Source organism: Aeromonas sp. HMWF014 (assembly GCF_963878295.1).
GTDB classification, from domain to species: domain Bacteria; phylum Pseudomonadota; class Gammaproteobacteria; order Enterobacterales; family Aeromonadaceae; genus Aeromonas; species Aeromonas popoffii.
Genome location: NZ_CAWNYS010000132.1, coordinates 1 through 16,984, shown reverse-complemented (window position 1 = coordinate 16,984; position 16,984 = coordinate 1). Strand labels below are relative to the sequence as shown.

18 protein-coding genes are annotated in these 16,984 nt (G+C 59.8%); 12 read left to right on the top strand and 6 right to left on the bottom strand.

Annotated elements, in window-relative coordinates; all coding sequences use genetic code 11:
* Positions 1 to 728 (bottom strand): LuxR family transcriptional regulator (locus tag AAC083_RS05300; RefSeq protein WP_108535359.1); only part of this gene is annotated, 728 nt, incomplete at its 3' end.
* 497 nt (positions 729 to 1,225) lie between these two features.
* Between AAC083_RS05300 and AAC083_RS05295 the strand changes: the two genes are divergently transcribed.
* The 5 genes from AAC083_RS05295 to AAC083_RS05275 all read left to right on the top strand — a co-directional run bounded on the left by AAC083_RS05295 (position 1,226) and on the right by AAC083_RS05275 (position 4,196).
* Positions 1,226 to 2,254 (top strand): DUF3549 family protein, encoded by a 1,029-nt coding sequence (locus tag AAC083_RS05295; RefSeq protein ID WP_108535358.1) that lies wholly within the window; start codon positions 1,226 to 1,228, stop codon positions 2,252 to 2,254.
* A 74-nt stretch (positions 2,255 to 2,328) separates the two neighbouring features.
* Positions 2,329 to 2,628 carry a DUF3301 domain-containing protein gene (locus AAC083_RS05290; RefSeq protein WP_108535357.1) on the top strand — a complete coding sequence of 100 codons (300 nt, stop codon included), beginning with the start codon at positions 2,329 to 2,331 and terminating at the stop codon, positions 2,626 to 2,628.
* 134 nt (positions 2,629 to 2,762) lie between these two features.
* Positions 2,763 to 2,999 (top strand): DUF2789 domain-containing protein, encoded by a 237-nt coding sequence (locus AAC083_RS05285; RefSeq protein ID WP_042038116.1) that lies wholly within the window; start codon positions 2,763 to 2,765, stop codon positions 2,997 to 2,999.
* A 100-nt stretch (positions 3,000 to 3,099) separates the two neighbouring features.
* Positions 3,100 to 3,405, top strand: a complete 306-nt coding sequence (locus tag AAC083_RS05280; protein WP_108535356.1) for a hypothetical protein — start codon at positions 3,100 to 3,102, stop codon at positions 3,403 to 3,405.
* 5 nt (positions 3,406 to 3,410) lie between these two features.
* Entirely contained in the window at positions 3,411 to 4,196 is a 786-nt protein-coding gene (locus tag AAC083_RS05275) for a Zn-ribbon-containing protein (protein ID WP_108535355.1), read from the top strand.
* 88 nt (positions 4,197 to 4,284) lie between these two features.
* On the opposite strand, the gene syd is transcribed toward AAC083_RS05275, so the two are convergent.
* Positions 4,285 to 4,833, bottom strand: coding sequence for a SecY-interacting protein (gene syd, locus AAC083_RS05270; RefSeq protein ID WP_108535354.1), 549 nt, complete (start codon positions 4,831 to 4,833; stop codon positions 4,285 to 4,287).
* 178 nt (positions 4,834 to 5,011) lie between these two features.
* Between syd and queF the strand changes: the two genes are divergently transcribed.
* From queF to AAC083_RS05235, 7 genes are all read left to right on the top strand, one after another.
* A complete protein-coding gene (gene queF, locus AAC083_RS05265) occupies positions 5,012 to 5,860 on the top strand; it encodes an NADPH-dependent 7-cyano-7-deazaguanine reductase QueF (protein ID WP_108535353.1) in 849 nt (282 codons plus the stop codon).
* Between the two features lie 128 nt (positions 5,861 to 5,988).
* Positions 5,989 to 8,259 carry a hypothetical protein gene (locus AAC083_RS05260; RefSeq protein WP_108535352.1) on the top strand — a complete coding sequence of 757 codons (2,271 nt, stop codon included), beginning with the start codon at positions 5,989 to 5,991 and terminating at the stop codon, positions 8,257 to 8,259.
* A gap of 91 nt (positions 8,260 to 8,350) precedes the next feature.
* A complete protein-coding gene (locus AAC083_RS05255; RefSeq protein ID WP_108535351.1) occupies positions 8,351 to 9,970 on the top strand; it encodes a GGDEF domain-containing protein in 1,620 nt (539 codons plus the stop codon).
* Positions 9,971 to 10,120: 150 nt separating this feature from the next.
* Positions 10,121 to 11,476, top strand: a complete 1,356-nt coding sequence (ppnN, locus tag AAC083_RS05250) for a nucleotide 5'-monophosphate nucleosidase PpnN (RefSeq protein ID WP_042038105.1) — start codon at positions 10,121 to 10,123, stop codon at positions 11,474 to 11,476.
* Between the two features lie 138 nt (positions 11,477 to 11,614).
* Positions 11,615 to 12,424, top strand: a complete 810-nt coding sequence (xni, locus tag AAC083_RS05245; RefSeq protein WP_181364582.1) for a flap endonuclease Xni — start codon at positions 11,615 to 11,617, stop codon at positions 12,422 to 12,424.
* 163 nt (positions 12,425 to 12,587) lie between these two features.
* Positions 12,588 to 13,595: an isocitrate dehydrogenase gene (locus AAC083_RS05240; RefSeq protein ID WP_108535349.1), complete on the top strand. Its 1,008-nt coding sequence runs from the start codon at positions 12,588 to 12,590 to the stop codon at positions 13,593 to 13,595.
* 121 nt (positions 13,596 to 13,716) lie between these two features.
* Entirely contained in the window at positions 13,717 to 14,160 is a 444-nt protein-coding gene (locus AAC083_RS05235; protein ID WP_108535348.1) for a hypothetical protein, read from the top strand.
* 84 nt (positions 14,161 to 14,244) lie between these two features.
* On the opposite strand, the gene rlmM is transcribed toward AAC083_RS05235, so the two are convergent.
* From rlmM to AAC083_RS05215, 4 genes are all read right to left on the bottom strand, one after another.
* A complete protein-coding gene (gene rlmM / locus AAC083_RS05230) occupies positions 14,245 to 15,339 on the bottom strand; it encodes a 23S rRNA (cytidine(2498)-2'-O)-methyltransferase RlmM (RefSeq protein ID WP_042038100.1) in 1,095 nt (364 codons plus the stop codon).
* Positions 15,332 to 15,718, bottom strand: coding sequence for a DUF423 domain-containing protein (locus AAC083_RS05225; RefSeq protein ID WP_042038099.1), 387 nt, complete (start codon positions 15,716 to 15,718; stop codon positions 15,332 to 15,334). Before AAC083_RS05225 ends, rlmM begins: the two co-directional genes overlap by 8 nt.
* A gap of 32 nt (positions 15,719 to 15,750) precedes the next feature.
* Positions 15,751 to 16,389 (bottom strand): alpha/beta fold hydrolase, encoded by a 639-nt coding sequence (locus tag AAC083_RS05220; protein ID WP_042038097.1) that lies wholly within the window; start codon positions 16,387 to 16,389, stop codon positions 15,751 to 15,753.
* Between the two features lie 50 nt (positions 16,390 to 16,439).
* On the bottom strand, positions 16,440 to 16,984 hold a 545-nt coding region (locus AAC083_RS05215), incomplete at its 5' end, for a LysR substrate-binding domain-containing protein (protein WP_258224556.1).

Genomic DNA, 16,984 nt, shown 5'->3' with positions numbered 1-16,984 from the left:
GCCCAGAATATCGCCTGGCTTTTATTGCTGGCTCCCAGCTTCTCGACAATACGCTCCAGATGAAAGGTCACCGTTCTAGGGGTGATGCCCAGGATTTTGCCGATATCACTGACTTGCTTCCCCTCTGCCGCCCACTGGCAGACCTCCAGTTCCCGCAAGCTTAAAGGGTCACGCGGTGGCATTGCTGACGAACACACCCGTGCAACGGCTTCGAAGACATGGCTTGATAGCCAGCTAAGAAAAGGAACCGCGCCAAGCCATTGATGTTCAGTGCGTGGTGTCCGCATGATAAGAGAGAGCAGCCCTACATGGCCATTAGGCCCATGCCAGGGGATCGTGATGCCATCACGCAGACCAGCATCCTGTGCCTGCAGCATCACCTCAAGCCCATCGATATCTTGTTGGTCGCAACACTCGGTGATGAGATTAGCCCACAGGATAGGCGTGCTCTGCGTCATCCCCTTGCGCACCACAGGGTCTACAGCAAAGAAGTTCTGCGCATCATAGATCTGCACCCACTGGGCAGGATAGCCATTGAAAATGCGCACCTCGGGACGCTGGATAGAGCTTGGCGAGATGAACGCCAGCCGAAAGTGGTCAAAGCCCATCTGCTGGCTGAGGGCGCGCAACAGCGCGACTATAGTGTGCTCGTCAGTGGCCGTATCGAACTGGGTGATGAGCGTCAGTGCGTCGGCAGTATTGAGAAAATGCAACGGGGTAGTGGTCAAACATTCAGCTTACATGCGATAAAACGTACTAAATAGTACCAACAATCAATCAGATAGCACACTCCCCCAAACAGAAAAGAAGAAAATTGCCACACAATCAATCGGCATGAGCCCACAAGCCTAGATTAGGAACTCCTCCATCTGACGGTCTGGCTTGAGCTGCTCAGCCTGGCATTTGGGCGTGCGGCCCTGACCGGTTCAGGTGCGCGCTTGCCCATTCTCGACATAACGGTACGTCGTGCAGATGCCAGTTTCGCTTCGGGGCTGGTAACGGCGGCAGGAGCAGCGCCAACCGGCATTGTTGCCCAAATAGATGCGGTTGGAACGGCATTAACTGAGAAGGCGGTGATCTGATCACCATAATTCCTTTCAAGTCTGCATCCATGGGCAAGGCGCTTCACCCCATCACGGGCGGTGAGGCCGAAGTCTGCCCCTCACTGGCTATCTGATATAACCGCTTTATAATCGGCCCGCATCACCCTTAGCCGGATCACATCATGTCTACCATCAACACGCTGACCGAGTTTCTGACCCAGGCCGATACCCAGTTTCAACTGTTCGACATGGGTCGTCAGGTGCGGCCGCTACCGAGCGATACCTTCGTGCGCATCGAGCAGCAGCAGGAACCCTATCCCTGGCCCCTGCAACAGCACGCCTGGCTCGGCGTCCACTTCTTCCAGCCAGCGGAGTCCAGGCACTACCTCTGGTTCCTCAAGTTTGCGCTCGATGAGCGCGGCCTGCTCATCGGCAGCGGCCCCAAACTCTTCATGGATCAGGTGGTCGAGACCCTGGGCTACAAGCTGACCGGTGATCTGGATGAAGAGAAGGCCCAGCGACTGGCCGACAACCCCTACACCTTCCGCCCGGCCGAGGCCAAGATGGCCAGCCTGCATGCCAAGCTGGCCCGCCAGCTGGAACAGGCCCCTTCCGCCTACTACGACGCCCTGTGTCACTATCTGGCAGCCCCCGGTGACGAAGGCTGGCAGGCGCTGGGCCTGCAAGGCTTCGCCGACATGGCCGAGCGGCTGCAGGACGAGCGCAATCTGTCACTGGTGTGCAAGGCGCTGCCAAAGCTGCCCCAGGCGCCGCTCTACGCCCTGTGCCAGAGCCTGGAAAATGTCCCGCTGCCGCCGGCCGTGCAGGGTGCCCTGTTCGAGCGCATCGGCAAGGAGCAGGAGGGCGCCGAGCCCGACCCCGAAACCCTGGCCTACCTGTGCCGGGCGCTGGCCTCGTGCAACGGCAATGCCATGCGTACCAACAAGCTGCTGACCCTGCTGCAAACCCAGCCGAGCCCGGCCCTGCTGCTCGCCATCGCCGGTCGCCTCTGGCTCGACCTGAAGGTACCGAACCTGCTCGGTCTGTTCCTGGAGCAGTTGGCGCTGCAACCGACCCAGTTCTTCAATCAGGTGTTTGCCGAGCTGGTGACCCTGCCGGCCCTGCGCGATGATATGCTGGCCAGATTGCGGGATCCGGCGCGAAGCGATGCGCTCGGTCAGGCCATAGGTCGCCTGTTTGCCGCAGCGTAACGGTTGATGGAATAGCGGCCGGGTGGCTCGCCACCCGGTCCACACAAGGCCACATCACACAGAAGGAGCCCTCGATGGGTGAAATGCTCGGTATCTTGCTGCTTATCTTCATCGGCGCAGCCTTCTGGCATCAGCGCCGCCAGGCCGAGCTCGCCTGGCAATACATGCGCCGTTACTGCCAGCATCACGATTTGCAGCTGCTGTCGCTGGCACGCAGCCACCGTGCGCTGGCGCACCAACCGCTGCGGCTCTTGACCTACTACGAGTTTGAATTTTCCAGCGATGGTGAGAGCAACTATCAAGGACAATTGCGCATGCAGGGACTGCACATCGTCGGCGTCGACCTGCCCCCCCATCGCATGCCATCCCAGTAAGCCAGCCAGTGGGGCTCTCGCTGGCCAGAGACCAAGTCGGGCCAGCCACTTTGCCTCTAACGTATGCCATCGCAATAGCAAGCCGGCACGGATCCGGACCTATAATTTTCAGGAATGCCCCCGGGAGAGATGAGATGGAATTCCTGACCCACGACCTGTCCGCCCTGTTTGCCCAGCTGGGCCTGGCCAACGACGAGTTGAGCCAACACCGCTTCATCCACGAACACAGGCTGGACAATCAGACCCTGCTGCCCGAGGCCGCTTTCTGGACCCAATCCCAGGCCAACTTCCTGCGCGATGCGCTCTGGGATGATGCGGACTGGTCGGAAGCCATCGATCAGCTGGATGTGCGGCTGCGCCAGAGCGATTGAGCCTCCTCCTCTCGCCAGCCCGCTTTCCAGACGAAGGCGGTTTGGTTAAGCTCTGTCCCCCGTCCAGCCCGTATTACCGCCATCCTGCGCAGGAGCCCTCATGTCCGCCCAAGAGATCATCCGCATTGCCAACGAACTGGCCGCGAAGGGGATCACCCCCTCCACCGCCATGGTCAAGGCTCGCCTCAGCCAGCCCGTGCCCATGGCCGAGCTGCTCAAGGTGCTGAGCCAGTGGAAACAGCAACCCCAGCCCACCGAGCCATCCGCAGCCACCACGCCTGCGGTTGCCAAGCCCGAGATGGCGGCCGATGCCGTCAACCTGCAGCAGCTGAGCGAGCAGCTCAACCGGCTCGAGCAGAAGGTCGATCGCCTGACCACCCTGCTGCTTCAACGCCAGCCGGACTGAGCCCCATGTACATTCTCGAACTCAGCTTTGAATGCTATCGCGATACCTCCCTCGGTGAGGCCGAACGGGCCATCGTCAACTACCTGGACATGCTGCGCTATCAGGGCCAGATCCTTGGCCGGGAGTTTCCCACCAGCATGCAGCAGGGTCAGTTCATCAGCCGGGTGGTCTGCCCCGAGCAAGACAGCCTGCACCCGGACAACCAGAGCGAGCAGGTCAAACTAGCCGAACAGCAGCTCAATCAGGCGGGACTGCTCGCGCCAAAACTCCAGCTGCAAGGCGTGGATCTGCTCTCCGATAGCACGGATCCTTGCGGCCACACCGACGGGCGGCCGAGCTGGATGCTGCTCTACACCAGCTTCCTGCACACCTGCTCGCCACTGCGCTGTGGCGACCACTTCGCCCCCATACCGCTCTATCGGCTGCCCGCCATTGCCAACGGTGACCACAAGCAGATCATCAAGTGGCAGGAGGATTGGGAGGCGTGTGATCAGCTGCAGATGAACGGCTCCATCGCCGAACACACGGCATTGCACGAAATAGGCGAGGTAGGCAGCCGGCTGCAACGCCGTGGCAGCGATCTCGGCAAGCGGCTGGAGGCCCTGAGCGGCATTCCTACCTATTACTATCTCTACCGGGTCGGCGGGCTGAGCGCCGCCGAAGAGAAGGCCCGCCCCTGCCCTGGCTGCGGTGGCGAGTGGGCGCTAGCCGAACCGCTGCACGAAATCTTCGATTTCAAGTGCGATCCCTGCCGGCTGATCTCCAACCTCTCCTGGGACTTCAAGGATTAGGCGCCACGCCAACCTGTGATAAAGGGGCAATGAAAAAGAGCCTTGCCAAGCGGCAAGGCTCTTTTCGTTCGAATTGGTGCAAGGCCCCTTATTGCGGCAAGGTCTCCAGCCGCGCGAGAAAAGCGGACAAGGAGGGCGCCAGCACCAAACGGCGGCCGGAGTCGAGCCACTCAAGCCACACCTGACCACTCTCATTATCAAGGGAGATCAGCGTCATCTCGTGGCGGGTGGTGGCGATGAAGATCGATGGCGCACGCTTCAACTTGCGCAGCATCAGCAGGTGGCCGATGAGGTTTTCCCTGAGCAGGTCCAGATCCGCCTCGTTCCACGGCAGGATCAACTCAAGGCGCAACCCCTTGTAGGAACAGGGAATGGGGCGACTGAACCAGTGGCCAAACAGGGCAAGGGCTGCGGGATGCAGGACCAGCTCCAGCGCATCGGCCATGGCTGCGAAGTCTGCGGGTTCGCTGCGCTGATACGGACGCCAGGCGACCCGCCCCTCTCTGGGCTCATCCAGCTCACAAGGGGAGCGCCAGTCTGCCTCCCATTCACACAGGGGCAGTCCCCGCCTTGCCTCGCCATCACGCTGCCAGCGTAAAAAAAAGTGTTCCAGGGCAGACAAGACTTGATCCGACATCGAAATTCCCCACAATTGCTGCCAAAGTCCGCTATTGCACCATCAAAGCCGTGAGCAGACAAGGTGAAGCGCGAGACGCCGCCACTTAGGTGGCGATCATCCCGCAGCACCGATCTGGGGCAAGGGCCCCAGCCGCTGCCAGTGCAATGGCTCATTCAACGTCCGGATCATCAAACACATGAGCAAACAAGAGAGATACGCAGGTGCCCACGCCTTGCAGGGGCTGAGCCTGGGCCAGCAGTCTGCCTACATCAGCCAGTACTGCCCGGCCCTGCTGCAACCGGTACCGCGCAGCCTGAACCGCGACGACCTCGGCCTGACCGGCACGCTACCGTTCCAGGGTTGTGACATCTGGACCCTGTACGAGCTCTCCTGGCTCAATGCCAAAGGCAAGCCCATGGTCGCCGTCGGCGAGATCTCAGTCCCGGCCACCAGCGTCAACCTCATCGAATCCAAGTCGTTCAAGCTCTACCTCAACTCCTTCAACCAGACCCGGTGCGACTCGCTGGAAGCGGTACAGGCGCTGCTGGTCAAGGATCTCAGTGCCTGCGCCGGCAGCGATGTGAGCGTCACCCTGTTCCCGCTGACTCAGGCACCTCATCACATTGCGACCCTGCCGGGGGAGTGCATCGATGAGCAAGACATAGAGGTGGACTGTTACGAGTTCGATGCCGATCTGCTGCAAGGGGCGGCAAGCAATGAGGAGGTGGAAGAGACACTGCACAGCCACCTGCTCAAGTCCAACTGCCTGGTGACCAGCCAGCCGGACTGGGGATCCGTGGTGATCCACTATCGTGGCCCGCGGCTGGATCGGGAAAAACTGTTGCGCTACCTCATCTCGTTTCGCCAACACAACGAGTTCCACGAGCAGTGCATCGAGCGGATCTTCACCGATCTCAAGCACCTATGTCGCCCGAGCCAGCTGACTGTCTATGCCCGCTATACCCGCCGTGGTGGACTGGACATCAACCCGTTTCGCAGCGATTGGGAAGTTCCTCCCGCCAACCTGCGCCTTATCCGCCAGTAAACGCCGGGCGCAGTTGACAAAGAGGGGCCTGGATCCCAGGCCCCTTCCTCCCCCCCCGCCAGTAAACGCTGGACGTGCAGGGGGGGGCTTGGATAACATGCCCACACCCCTGTGCTGTCCTTAATCCAATGAATCAACTGTTTTTTCTGGCAATGATGATGTCCTCCCTGTCGGCTCCTAATCTGGATCTGGCCAAGGAGCAGTTGTCTATCGATCTGCAGCAGGCCCAGACCCTGGTGCTCACCGATCCTGCCAGATGCGTCCAGATCACCTCGGCCTTCCTGACGCGCACAGCCAATAATCCCAAGCAAATCATCAGCAATCGCCAGGAGTACGGCTATCGCGAGCCATTGCTGAGCTATGGCACGGCCGCCCAGGCCACCAGCGCCCACCTGCTCAAGGGGGAGTGTCTGCTGCAACTGGGGCAGTTCCAGGCAGCCCAGAAGTCGCTCGATCAGGGCATCGCCATGGCTGCCAAAGAGCAGCAACTGGAGTTGCAGGCCCATGGCCTCTACCTCAAGGTCCGCAGCCAGAATCTGCAGGATCACTCCCATGGTGCCAGCGCAAGCCTGCTCGGCCAGCTGGAGACCCTGCTCAGCAACCCCAGCCTCAAAGAGAGCCAGCTGCAGGTCTACAGCCGCTTGCTGCGCACCAACGCCAGCATAGAGGCACACCAGTTCGACGAGGCTAAACGCCAACTGGCCGAGGCACGGCGCTGGGCAGACAAGACCAGGGAGCCGCTGGCCAGTGCCTGGGTCAGCGCGGTGAGCGGCGATCTCTACCATGCCCTCAGGCAGCCCCAGCTCTCCCTCGGTGACTACATCGACGCCCAGCAACAGGCCAGGGGGCTGCAGGATCCCCTCTTCCTCGGGCTGCTGTCGAACCAGATAGTGAACCTCTATCAGGCGGAACATGAACCGCAGAAGGCGCTGCAGTATGCCAATGAGGCCGCCAACTACTTTCATGCCCTCGGCAACCCCTCCCTGCTCAGCGATTCGCTGATCGTGCTCGCCCGCCTCAACCGGGAGCAGGGCGAAATGAACATGGCGCTGGTCTACTTCTTCAATGCGCTGGATCTGCTGGACGAGGGCAACAATCGCACCCGCATCGCCCATCTCAAGTACGAGATAGGCAAGACCTATCTGCAAACCGGCAACCTGACCCTGGCCCGCAACTACCTCACTGCGGCACGCCAGTCCCACGAGCTGGGCGACGACAAGGAGCCGCTCATCGACACCCTGCTGCTGCTGGGTGAGCTGCACCTCAAGCAGAAGGAGGACGGCATCGCCATCCTGCAGCTGGAAAACGCGCTGGCGCTGGCCAACCAGCTCGGCGATGCCCAGCGCCAGTTCGAGATCTTCCGCCTGCTCTCGGTGGCCTACGAGCAGAAGGGCCACCTCCAGCAGGCGCTGGACAGCTACAAGCATTTCCACCAGCGCAGCGAGCAGGTACGCCAGCAGCAGGTCGATCTGGAGCAGGAGGCGATCCGCGACAACTATGTCCAGGTGGAGCGGGAGCAGCAGATCAAGGAGCTGGAACAGCAGCTCAAAACCAGCCGGCATCAGCAGGATCGCTACCTCTGGTCGAGCGTCATCACAGGCCTGCTGCTGACCCTGTTCATCTATTTGTTCTTCACCCTCTGGCTCAAGCTCCGCGTCGCCCGCCTGCAAGGCAAGCAGCGGGGTGAGGCCATCTTGATCGAGCCGCGCACCGGCTTGGCCAACTGGCAGCGGCTGATGAACCGTTGGCCGCGCGAGATGGCCAGGCGCCAGCAAACATCAGAACGCTGGTATCTGAGCGATCTGCCCACCAGCGAATTTGACGACAAGCTGCACTATCTGCTGTTTAGAGTGCCCTTCCTGGTCAACAGCATGGAACATCACGGCTATCAGGTGAGCCGCGAGATAGAGCAGGCCTTCGGCAGCTATGTCAACGGGCTGACACCGCAGGATGGGCGCATCTATGACCTGCGTGAAGGTCATTTGCTCTACGTGGTGCCCCAGCGCCATGTGGAAGATCTGCACCGGCTGGCCCAGGATCTGCTTGCAACCTTTGCCGCCTTCCCCTGTCAGCACCCGCTGGAACGCCACATCAGCCTCGGCATCGTCAGCCACCCCTTCCTGCCCAAGGCGGCGACCGCCCTCGATCACCACGGCCTGTTCGACCTCTGTTATCTGGCACTGGCAGGAGCGATTCAGCTCAGTGAAAAACACCAGCAAAGTGTCTGGCTGGAGCTGGCCGCCATCGATTGCCAACAGGCTGCATTTTTTAATGGGGATGTGTGGCAATGCTGCTTGATGGCAATTGACAAGGGACTGGTAAAAGTAAATTCTTCTCATGAAAAGCAATGGGTTAATTGGCTTCGACTTGCACGGACGAAAGCGCCGGATGGCCAATGACAACATAGATAATCAATTGGGTCTGGAACCGGGTTCGACCGCCGTTGCTATCCAACACAAAAACGATAATGACAACAGGGCGACCTGAATAATGAATGATATCGCTGCCGTAGCAGGACAATTGGCCAGACTCAGGGAATCCCTTCAGCAAAAGCAGCTGGAGCTCGACGGCGTGCTCTCGTTTTCCGATGCGGAGCGTGCTCGCGGCATCGAGTTTATCAACAAGTTGATGCTCTCCTGTCGTGGCTTCGACCGTGAGCTGGACAATCGCTTCGCCAAGCTCAAGCAGAAACTGGATAACAATCCCGCATTCACCTCGCTGGACGCCGATCTGCTGGCCATTGAAAAACTGCTGCAGCAACACAGCAATGCGCTGGAAGAGTCCATTACCCTGACCAAGTCCGCCATCGACCTTGGCTCCAAGCAGCTCAAGTCCATCAAGGGCTTCCCGGAGGATACCCGCAAGTCCCTCAAGGCGTTTCTGGCAAGTCCGGATGGCTATGGCATTGGCGATCATCAGAAGAAGGTGATCCGGCTGCTGGAGTTCTACCAGCAGGCCATCAAAATCCAGCTGCTACCGACCCAGCCCCTGCAGGATCCGGCTCCCGTCGCCAGCACGCCTGTCATCGCTATAGCCGAACTCTCTTGCCCCGAGCCAACCATCCCGTTTGATGCCAAGACCCACGCCCACATAGCCGACGAGTTGCAGCGGCTCATCACAGAGCTCGACTTTGCCGGTGCCATCGGCGAGAGGCTGGCGGATATCCGTCGCCAGCTGCTCCATGGCATCACGCCGCCGCAGCTGGCCGAGATCTGCCTGCAGGTGATCGAGCTCATCATAGATGGCACCCGCGAGGAGCGAAAATCCTCCCAGGCCTTTCTGAGCACCCTCAACGAAAGCCTCTCGGCGGTGCATTTCAGCTTCACCGAATCTCTTGACGAAGGGCGCGCCCTGCAAAGCGCCACCCAGGATACCCGTCAGGCCATCGACAAGGAGCTGCGCGCCATCGACCATACCCTGGCCAGCAACGACTCATTCGATGAGCTCAAGGGCGCTATCTCGGGCCACATGGGTGCCATCAATCTGCTGTTACAGGACAGGGAAGCCATGGCCGCCCGCGAGCGTCACCTGCTCACCCGCCTCTCCAACATGGAGGCCAAGCTGCGACTGATGAAGGAGGAGACCGCCGAGTACAAGAAACGGCTCACCATCCAGAAACACAAGCTGTTCCTCGACAGCCTGACCCAGGTGCATAACCGGGCGGCGCTGGACGAGCGGCTCGAACTCGAATACAAGCGCTGGCTGCGCTACGGAACACCACTCTGTCTGGCCATCATCGACATCGATCACTTCAAGAACATCAACGACAACTACGGCCACATGGCCGGTGACAAGGCGTTGAAGGTGGTTGCCAAGGCGCTGCTGAGTGCCCTGCGTGACACCGACTTCATCGCCCGCTTCGGCGGCGAGGAGTTTGTAGTGCTGCTGCCGAACATCAACCCCGACAAGTACCAGAAACCGCTGGAGACCCTGCGCCAGACCATCAAAAGTATCCCGTTCCGCTTTCGCGATGCCAGGGTCGAGATCACTATCTCCATCGGTGCCACCCTGTTCCGGGAAGGGGATAACACCTCGGATGCGTTCGAACGGGCCGACAAGGCGCTCTACAGCTCCAAGCACTCGGGCCGGGATCAGGTCAACCTGGGCTAATGGCAGTCTAAAAAAGCAGCAAACGCACTTCTCCCCTATTCCCCTGCCCCACCGCTTACCTCTACTATCAAATTCAAGGGATTCCACATGGCATCCCGTTTTCTCCCCAGGGAAAAGCACAACGATAACAAGCGAGTGAAAGGGGAACCTATGATTACGCACATCAATCCTGTCGGCAGCATGGACTTGCTGTCACAACTCGAGGTGGATCGCCTCAAACAAACAGCCTCCAGCGATATCTATCAACTGTTTCGCAACTGCTCGCTGGCAGTGCTCAACTCAGGTAGCCATACCGACAGCTCCAAAGAGATACTGGAGCGTTTCAAATCCTTTGATATTCATGTGATCCGGCGCGAGCGTGGGGTCAAACTCGAACTGTTCAATGCCCCCGAACACGCCTTTGTGGATGGCGAAATCATTCGTGGCATTCAGGAGCACCTCTTCTCCGTGCTGCGCGACATCCTCTATGTCTCGACCCAGCTGGAGTCGAACCGGCTGGTCAACCTGACCAGCTCCACCCACATCTCCAACGTGGTGTTCGCCATATTGCGTAACGCCAAGGCTATCCTGCCGGGTGCGGATCCCAATCTGGTGGTCTGCTGGGGCGGCCACTCCATCAACGAAATCGAGTACCAGTACACCCGCGCGGTGGGCAACGAACTGGGGCTGCGCGAGCTCAATATCTGTACCGGCTGCGGCCCGGGGGCCATGGAAGGGCCCATGAAGGGCGCCGCCGTCGGCCACGCCAAACAGCGAGTGCGCAATGGCCGTTACATAGGGCTGACCGAGCCGTCCATCATAGCCGCCGAGCCGCCCAACCCCATCGTCAACGAGCTGGTGATACTGCCGGATATCGAGAAACGACTGGAGGCCTTTGTGCGTCTGGGCCACGGCATCATCATCTTCCCGGGCGGTGTCGGCACAGCCGAAGAGCTGCTCTACCTGCTCGGCATCATGATGCACCCCGCCAACGAGCGGCAGCCCATACCGATTATCTTGACCGGTCCCAAGGAGAGCGCCGATTACTTCCGCGCCATTGATGACTTCGTCAAGGCAACCCTGGGTGAACCCGCCACCAGCCTCTACCGCATCATCGTCGGCGATGCGCCGGAAGTAGCCCGGGTGATGAAGGAGGCAATGCCGAAAATTCGCGAATATCGCAAATCCGTCGGCGACGCTTACTCCTTCAACTGGTCCCTCAAGATCGAGCCCGAATTCCAGCTGCCATTCGAGCCGGATCACGCCAACATGGCCAGCCTGGATCTGCATCGCAATCAGCCGCCCCAGCTGCTGGCGGCGAACCTGCGCCGTGCCTTCTCCGGTATCGTCGCTGGCAACGTCAAGGAAGGGGGCATTCGCGCCATCGAGAAGAAGGGCCCCTTCAAGCTGCACGGCGACAAGGAGCTGATGCACCTGATGGACAAGCTGCTGGAGAGCTTCGTCAAGCAGCAACGGATGAAGCTGCCGGGCAGCCAGTATGTGCCCTGCTACGAGATAGTGCGCTAAGGCAGGCACGCAATACGAAGAGAGGGGCGCATTGGCGCCCCTCTTTACTGACTGGCGTCTGGCACACGGATGCCATCAATCCCCCATCAGGGCGGACTGTTTGTTACAATGGCGCGTCTCGACCGCCAAGAGTGTCCCATGTCAACTATCAGGCCACACCTGCTCATCATTGATGCCCTCAACCTCATCCGTCGTCTGCATGCGGTGCAAGTCCAGCAGGCGCTGACCCCGGCCCAGGCGCTGATCGCCACCCGCGCCAACCTCATCAACACCTGCCGCAAGCTGCTGGCGGGCAGCGAGCCGACCCACGCCATCGCCGTATTTGACGGCGAGGTGCACAGCTGGCGCAAAGAGGTCTATCCGGCCTACAAGGAGGGGCGAACCCCCATGCCGGTCGAGCTGCGCGAAGGCTTGAACACCTTGCAGGATGCGTTCTGGGAGTGCGGCGTGGATGCCCTGCTCTCCCAGACCGACGAGGCAGACGATCTCATCGCCACCCTGTCCAGCGGCATTGCACTGCACGGGGCAAGGGCCACCATCATCTCCACCGACAAAGGGTTTTGTCAGCTCATCTGTCCGCAGATCCAGATCCGTGACTACTTCAACAAGCGCTGGCTGGATGCCGCCTTCGTCGAGCAACAATATGGGGTGGCACCGGTGCAACTGGTGGATTTCTGGGCCCTGACCGGCATCGGTGGCTCCAACATCAAGGGGGTGCCCGGCATTGGCCCCAAGACCGCGACCCAACTGCTGCAACAACATGGCGATCTCCCGGCGCTGCTCGCAGCCTGTCAGCAGGAGGGCACCAGCAAGCCCTTGCTCAGGCTGCGCCAGCATCAGGATGAGGCCCTGCTGGCCCAGCGGCTGGTGCAGCTGCAGCGGGACATTCCGCTGGGGTTCAACCTGCGGGAGATACGTTATCCGCCCGTGCCCGACAGCGAGACCTGACAGGCTTCCCGCCATGCTCCCGCTATCCTGCCAATCATGACGGGACTCACCTTTGCTGTTGACAAAAGCAGATAAAATGTAAAGAAACATGGAGGGTTAGGTGTAGAAATGGTATAAAACGGCCGAATCCTCCCCCTCTGTTCCCTAGAAGTGGATACGTCTCATGTCAAAAAGAAAAATTACCGTGATCCCCGGCGACGGCATCGGCCCCAGCATCATTGAATCTGCCATCCAGATCCTGACCCACGCCGGTTGCGACTTCGAATATGAATATGCTGACGCCGGTCTGGTTGCCCTCGAGAAGCACGGCGAGCTGCTGCCCCAAGCCACCCTGGATCTGATCGAGAAGAACAAGGTCAGCCTGAAAGGTCCGCTCACCACCCCGGTCGGCGGCGGCTTCACCTCCATCAACGTCTCCTTGCGCAAGAAATTCAACCTCTACGCCAACGTCCGCCCCGTTATCTCCTTCAAGGGCACACGAAGCCGTTACGACAACATCGACATCATCACGGTACGTGAGAACACCGAAGGCATGTACTCGGGCGCCGGCCAGAAGCGCAGCGATGACAACAAGAGCGCCGAGGCGATGAGCATCATCACCCGCGACGGGGCTGAGCGCATCGTCAAGTTCGCCTTCGAGCTGGCCCGTCAGGAAGGGCGCAAGAAGGTCACCATCATCCACAAGGCCAACATCCTCAAGTCCACCTCGGGTCTGTTCCTGGAAGTGGCCCGTGAAGTGGCAGCTCGCTATCCGGATATCCAGAGCGAGGAGATGATCGTCGATGCCGCCTGCATGAACCTGGTGATGTACCCGGAGCGATTCGATGTCATGGTTACCACCAACCTGTTCGGCGACATCCTTTCGGATCTGTGCGCGGGTCTGGTGGGTGGCCTTGGCATGGCGCCGGGCGCCAACATAGGTGATGGTGCCGCCATCTTCGAAGCCGTGCACGGTTCGGCACCGGATATCGCGGGCAAGAACATCGCCAACCCGACCTCGGTGATCCTCGCCTCCATCCAGATGCTGGAATATCTGGGCATGCAGGACAAGGCTGAACGCATCCGGGAAGCAGTGCGCGCCACCATAGAATCTGGCGATCGGGTAACCCGGGATCTGGGGGGCACAGCCTCCACCAGCGAGTTCACCCAGTCCATCATAGATCGGCTGTGAACTAGCCTAATAGACTGATTTTAAAAGGGAGCCTCGGCTCCCTTTGTTTTATCTCGCGGCGCGCTCTCCCCCTCATCAATTGGCTACTATGTTCAATAGATAAGGGATTAGGAGATCCATTATGCGCGCTATTTTCAGCCTGCTGCTCATCAACAGCAGCGTCATGGCAGTAGATAGGCCGGTCGACAATGCCTGGAGAGAGCCACCGGCTGCCGCCACCCAGCAAGCCAGCCAGGTCTGGCGCTCCACCCTGGATACCAACGAGCTGCTCAAGGCCCCCAAACCGCTCTCCTTCGGGGTAGAAATCATGACGGACAGCGATGGCAACAAGCAGGTTACCGCCTATCCGACCCTCAATCTGACGGCAGAAAAAAGCGTAAGCCTCTCCTTTGAACAGCACAAACCCAGGATCAAATTCAAGGCAGCGGGCATGGACACCGCCATCAAACTCAGAGGGGATGGGGTAAAGCTACAGTTCAACCCGGTCGACAAGAGTATCCCCTTGCAGATTGAGCTCAAAGTCACGGATGACGAGTCATCACTGCGTCTCGATTACCGCTTCTGACATTGGCTGCATGGCGCAGATAGCAAAAGACCGACGGCATCACTGCCGTCGGTCTTTTTTCTGCTCACGGCAAGGGGCCGGATATCACTCCTTGGCTTCCAGCTTGGAAACCCAGTACTTGTTGTAGACGTGCACTGTGATCTCTTCGCGATCGTGATAGAGCTGCTTGGCCTGAATGACGAAGGCGTTGTCTATCTCCTTGAGCAGGCCGCGCAACACCTCTATGTTATGCACCGCTTCGGCGTAACGCTTCTTCATCGGCAGCTTGAGGTTGAACATGGCCTCCTGGCAGTCGTTCTCGCGGAACCAGTCGGCGATCATGTGTGTTACCCGTGCTGGCTTCTCGACCATGTCGCACACCAGCCAGTAGATGTTCTTCTTGCTGGGCCGCCATACGAAACCGTCATCACGCAGGTGCTTGACCTGACCTGTGTCCATCAGGGACTGTGCCATGGTGCCATTATCCACTGCGGTCACCATCATGCCGCGACGCACCAGCTGATGCGTCCAGCCACCCGGGCAGGCGCCCAGATCCACCGCCTTCATGCCGGAGGTGAGACGCAGGTCCCACTCTTCCCGTGGCACGAACACATAGAAGGCCTCTTCCAGCTTGAGGCTGGAGCGGCTCGGTGCATCTGGCGAACAACGCAGGCGAGGAATGCCCATGTGAAATTCAGAGTTGTTGAACGAATAGGAGTAGCCCAGCAACAGGTGATCATTGGCCATGAAGAAAGCATGGAACACCGGGCGGTGCGGCGTCTCTTTCTTGGTCAGGATCTCGTTGCTGCGCAGCGCCTGACGAAGCGGCACGGTGAACTTGCGGCAAAAAGCTGACAGCTCTTTTGCTTCGTTGGTATCAGCGGTTTCAACCCGCAGATCGCCGCAGATCGTGTATTCGCGGGTCGCTTCTATGATGGGCGAGATCCGGTCTGCAACATCCAGATCCTTCAGCTCGTGGGTCACCACCAGCATCTGACGGATAAAGATCAGCTCCCTGAATGGCAGTTTGCGTGCCAGCAGATCGGCCTGCTCCTCGTCATACAACTCGAATATCACATAACCGCTGTCGTCCTTGACCCGGGCGAAACCGTAGCACTGCATGTTACTGGCACGCTCGGTGATCTCTGCCGCCGCCTCTTTCTCAAAACCGGGGCGGCAATAAAGCAGCAGATTATTCATTCTTTCCTCCAAGACGACAGCCAGCCCATATCAGAGCCGCCCATCCCAACATAAAACAGAGGCCACCGGCCGGGGTAATGAGCCCCAGCCCCTTGCTGCCGAGCAGCACCATGGCGTAAATACTGCCGGAAAATCCGAGGATCCCCAGCACAAATGCGAAGCCAGCAAAGGTGATCACCTTGCTGCGCACACCGCACCAACCCAGTACCAGCAGGGCCAATGCGTGAAAAAACTGATACTGCACGGCGGTGTTGAACGCCGCCAGCTGCGAAGGCGTGACGCCGCTCGCCGCCAGACCGTGGGCGCCATAAGCCCCCAGCAGGGTCGCCGTCAGGCCAAAAAAACCCGCCAGCACCAGCCAATGTCGATGGATCTGCATCCTTAGCTCCCTCGTTGTCTCGTTCACCACCGTCAGGCCTCAACCCGGGTGGCGGCGATAAAGCCCTTTATCCGATCGGCCGCCTGTTGCAGGTTTTCCTGCTCGCTCACACCACTGGCTTTTCGCGGTTTGAAGCCATGGTCACCATCGGTCAGCCAGTGGACCGATACATGGGGTGAGAAAGGAAAATCTGCCAGTTCGGCACGCGTGCCGAAGGTATCGCGCTCCCCTTGCAACAGCAGGGTCGACGTCTTGATTTGCTTGAGCACCTCGCCCCGCCAGCTGTCGGGCTTGGCCGGGGGGTGGAAAGGATACCCGAGAATGAGCAATCCTGCAGCATTCATCTCGCCCCCTCCTTCGCGATACAGCTCTGCCGCCATGCGTCCCCCCATGGACTTGCCCGCCAGAAACAGCCGGGGATGGGCGAATTGCCGCGCCATCTGGCGCCAATGGTCAAGCAACACCGGCTGCCTGTCCGGCGGCCTGCGCTTGCCATCCAGGGCCCGCTTGGTCATGTAGGGGAAGTTGAAACGCACCACCTCGATATCAGGCCCCGCCAACAGGCGTGACAACTCGGAAAGAAAAGCGTGTTCCATGCCGGCACCGGCGCCATGGGCCAGTAAAATACGAACGGGGGCATCGCTTGCCCCCTCCCTCATCACGTCACTCATCACGCCACCTGGCAGGTCTCACCCGAAAACATGCACCCGTCTGTGGTGACCTAGGCATCGGCTGCATCGGCAAGCCGTGCCCGGCGACGGGCCTCCTCCTGCTCCACCAACTCCAGCATCCAGTCGCGAAAGGCCACTATCTTGCCCTGATCGGACTGCTGCTCCTGGCACACCAGGTAGAAGGCGTTCTTGCTCACCAGCACCTGCTCGAACGGGCAGATGAGTCGGCCCGCTTCGATCTCTGGCTGGGCCAGCACGCTGTGGCCAAGCGCCACGCCCTGACCGTGGATCGCCGCCTGGATCACCATGGTCGAGTGGCTGAAGATGGGCCCCTGATTGACATTGGGGGCATCTATGTCGAGCTGGCGAAACCAGGCCTTCCAGTCACGGCGAGAGGTATCGTGCAGCAGGGTATGACGGGTCAGATCATCCGGGGTGCGCAGCGGTTTGGGGCCGGTCAGCAGCAGCGGCGAACAGACGGGGATCAGATATTCGGTGTGCAGCTTGTCGGATCTCAGCCCTGGCCAGTTGCCACGGCCGTAGTAGATAGCCACGTCCACATCGTCGGTCAGCGACCCCTCGTCCATGTCCACCG